Source organism: Streptomyces sp. ACA25 (assembly GCF_028200735.1).
GTDB lineage: Bacteria > Actinomycetota > Actinomycetes > Streptomycetales > Streptomycetaceae > Streptomyces.
Window position 1 is genome coordinate 1 of sequence record NZ_JAQKPV010000040.1, and the last position, 3,517, is coordinate 3,517.

The window sequence follows — 3,517 nt, forward strand, 5'->3', positions numbered from 1 at the left end:
GGCCGCGTCAAGGCCGGCCAGCAGCTCGTCCGCCTTCTCTCCGACGGCGGCGATTCGGTGCGCCAGCGCGGCCCGGCCCGTGGCCAGGCTGAAGCCGATGTCGGCCGGGTCGGCGTCGGGGTGCTCGGCGACGAACGCCCGCAGCCGCTCGACCTGCGCCCGCAGCGCGTCCTCCGTACGCCCCGACACCAGCCAGTACACAGGTCCGGCCAGCCGCTCGGGCGCGAAGTCGGCTTCGTCGGGCGCCTCTTCGAGGATCACGTGTGCGTTCGTTCCGCTGACGCCGAACGACGACACACCCGCCCGGCGCGGAACGCCGGTCCCGGGCCACTCCCGGGCCTCGGTCAGCAGCTCCACCGCACCGGCCGACCAGTCCACGTGCGACGACGGCTCGTCCACGTGCAGGGTCCTGGGCAGCACGGCCGCGTTCAGCGCGAGCACCATCTTGATGACCCCGGCGACGCCTGCGGCGGCCTGGGTGTGGCCGATGTTCGACTTCACTGACCCGAGCCACAGCGGCTCGGCCCGGCCCTGACCGTAGGTCGCGAGGATGGCCTGCGCCTCGATCGGGTCGCCCAGGGCTGTGCCGGTGCCGTGCGCCTCGACGACGTCCACTTCGGACGCCCGCAGCCCGGCGGCGTCCAGGGCGGCGTGGATGACCCGCTGCTGCGCGGGCCCGTTGGGCGCGGTGAGGCCGTTCGACGCACCGTCGGAGTTCACAGCCGAGCCACGTACGACCGCGTGCACCGGGTGCCCGAGCCTGAGCGCGTCGGACAGCCGCTCCACCAGCAGTACGCCGGCGCCCTCGCCCCACCCGGTGCCGTCTGCCCCGGCGGCGAACGCCTTGCAGCGCCCGTCGGCCGCCAGGCCGCTCTGCCGGGCGAATTCGGCGAACGCACCCGGCGTCGCCATCACGGTCACGCCGCCGGCCAGCGCCATCGAGCACTCGCCCGACCGCAGCGCCTGGATCGCCCAGTGCAGCGCCACCAGCGACGAGGAGCACGCCGTGTCCACCGTGACGGCGGGCCCCTGGAGGCCGAGCGCGTACGCGACACGGCCGGAGAGCACGCTGGCCGAGTTGCCGGTGCCGATGTGGCCCTCGTGCGCCTCGGTGACGCCGCCGAGCAGCGCCGCGTAGTCCTGCCCGTTGGTGCCGAGGAACACTCCCACCTCGGTGCCGCGCGCCGCGTGCGGGTCGAGGCCCGCGCGCTCGAACGCCTCCCACGCCGTCTCCAGCGCGAGCCGCTGCTGCGGGTCCATCACCAGTGCCTCGCGCGGCGAGATGCCGAAGAAGTCGGCGTCGAACCCGGCGGCGTCGGCGAGGAAGGCGCCCTCGGCGTAAGCGTCGGCAGCTTCCCAGCCACGGTCGGCAGGGATCGGGCCGACGGTGTCGACGCCGTCGGCGAGCAGCCGCCACAGGTCCTCAGGCGTGGCCACGCCGCCGGGGAACCGGCAGGCCAGGCCGATGATGGCGATCGGCTCGTCCATGGACGCCACGGTGGCCGGGGGCAGGTTCACCGGGTCGGCGGCACCGCCCGCCAGCAGGGCGAGCAGATGTGCTGCCAGGGCACGGGCGGTGGGGTGATCGAACACGGCGGTCGCGGCGAGCGCTGCGCCCGACGCGGCCGTGAGCCGGTTGCGTAGCTGGACGGCGGCCAGCGAGTCGAAGCCCAGATCGCGGAAGGCGGTGTCGGGGTCGACGGCGGCGGCGCCCGTGTGGTCGAGGACGGCGGTGACGTGCGCGCGGACCAGGTCCAGCGCGGCCCGCTCACGGTCGGGTCCTGTGAGCTCCGCGGACACCTCGACCGACGCGGGTGCGGAGAGTTCAGCCAGCAGGGGTCCGCCCGCGAAACGGTCCCAGTCGGCGTCGGCCACAACCAGGTGCGCGTCGTCGCCGACCACCGCTGCGTCGAGCGCGACGAGGGCGCGGTCGGGGTCGAGCGGGGTCACGCCCGCGCGGCGCATCCGGTCAGCGGCGGCCGCGGCGAGCATGCCGCCGCCCGCCCACGGGCCCCACGCCACGGCGGTGCCGGGTAGGCCGAGGGCGCGGCGGTGCGCCGCGAGCGCGTCGAGCACGGCGTTCGCGGCGGCGTAGGCGCCCTGGCCCGGGTTGCCGAGGGTGCCCGCCAGCGAGGAGAACAGCACGAACGCGTCCAGGTCGAGTCCGGCGGTCGCCGAGTGCAGCGACAGCGCGGCGTCCGCCTTGGCGCGCAGCACGGCCCCGACACGGTCGGGGGTGAGGGCATCCAGCGGCGCGTCGTCCAGCACGCCGGCGGCGTGCACGACGGCGGTCAGCGGCTCGTCCTCGGGCAGCCGCTCCAGCAGGGCGGCCAGCTCGGCGGGGTTGCCGACATCGCAGGCAACGACGGTCACCCGGGCGCCCGCAGCCTCGACGGTGCGGGCCAGCTCGTCCGCGCCTTCCGCGGCCGGGCCGCTCCTGCTGACCAGCACCAGGTGCGCCGCGCCTCGGTCGGCCAGGCCCCTGGCGACGTGTGCGCCGAGCGCGCCGGTGCCGCCGGTGACCAGGACCGTGCCTCGGGGCCGCCACTCGCGGCGGGGGCTGTCGGCCGCACGTACGAGACGGGCGGCGAAGGCGCCGCTCGCGCGGACCGCGCACTCGTTCTCGGCGCCCACCAGCACAGTGGCCAGCCGCCGCCGTACGCGCATGTCCAGCACGCCGGGCAGGTCGATCAGGCCGCCCCAGCGGTCAGGGGCCTCGAGCCGGACCACCCGGCCGAGCCCCCACACGCCCGCCGCGGCGACAGCGGTGTCCGGGATCCGGTCCCAGGAACCGACCGAGACGGAGCCCGAGGTGGCGCACCACAGCGGCGCCTCCACCCCGGCGTCACCCAGGGCCTGGACGAGGGTGAGCGTGGCCCGCACCGGGTCGGCGGAGAGCGCGAGCAGGGACAGCACACCGACGACATCGGGTGCGTCCAGCAGGCCCGTGACGGTCGCGCGGTCGGCGCTTCCGGGCAGTTCGACGTACGTGACGTCGGCACCGTGCTCGCGAAGCGCGGCGGCGCAGTCGGCGGCGAGCAGCCGGTCGCCCTCCGGGACGACGAGCAGCCAGCGGCCGGTCAGCGTCGCGGTGCCCTGATCGGCCAGCGGCGTCCACCGGACCCGGTGGCGCCACCCGTCCACGCCCGCGGCGGTGCGGTCGCGATCGCGCCACGACGACAGAACGGGCAGCAGCGCGTCGAGGCCTGCGTCGTCGGCCACACCAAGCAGGTCGGCGAGGTCCCCGCGCTCGACGGCGGCCCAGAACGCGTCGTCCGCGAGGGCGGGCTCCGGCGCCGGGACGTCGAGCCAGTAGCGAGTGCGCTCGAAGGCGGTGGTCGGCGGGTCGACCCACCGGCCGCCAGTACCCGCGAAGAACGCGGACCAGTCGACCGTGACACCCTCGGCGTGCAGGCGGGCCAGCGCGGCGACAACCGTGCGCTCGCCGGGCCTGCCGTCGCGCTGGGTGGCGGCCACCACTGCGTCCGCACCGGCCGAGTCCGCGACCAGGCCGGAC

1 protein-coding gene is annotated in these 3,517 nt (G+C 76.2%); it reads right to left on the reverse strand.

All coding sequences use genetic code 11. The features are described 5' to 3' along the window. The coding region (locus PJ985_RS23005; RefSeq protein WP_271685822.1) for an SDR family NAD(P)-dependent oxidoreductase at positions 1 to 3,517 on the reverse strand (3,517 nt) is incomplete at both ends.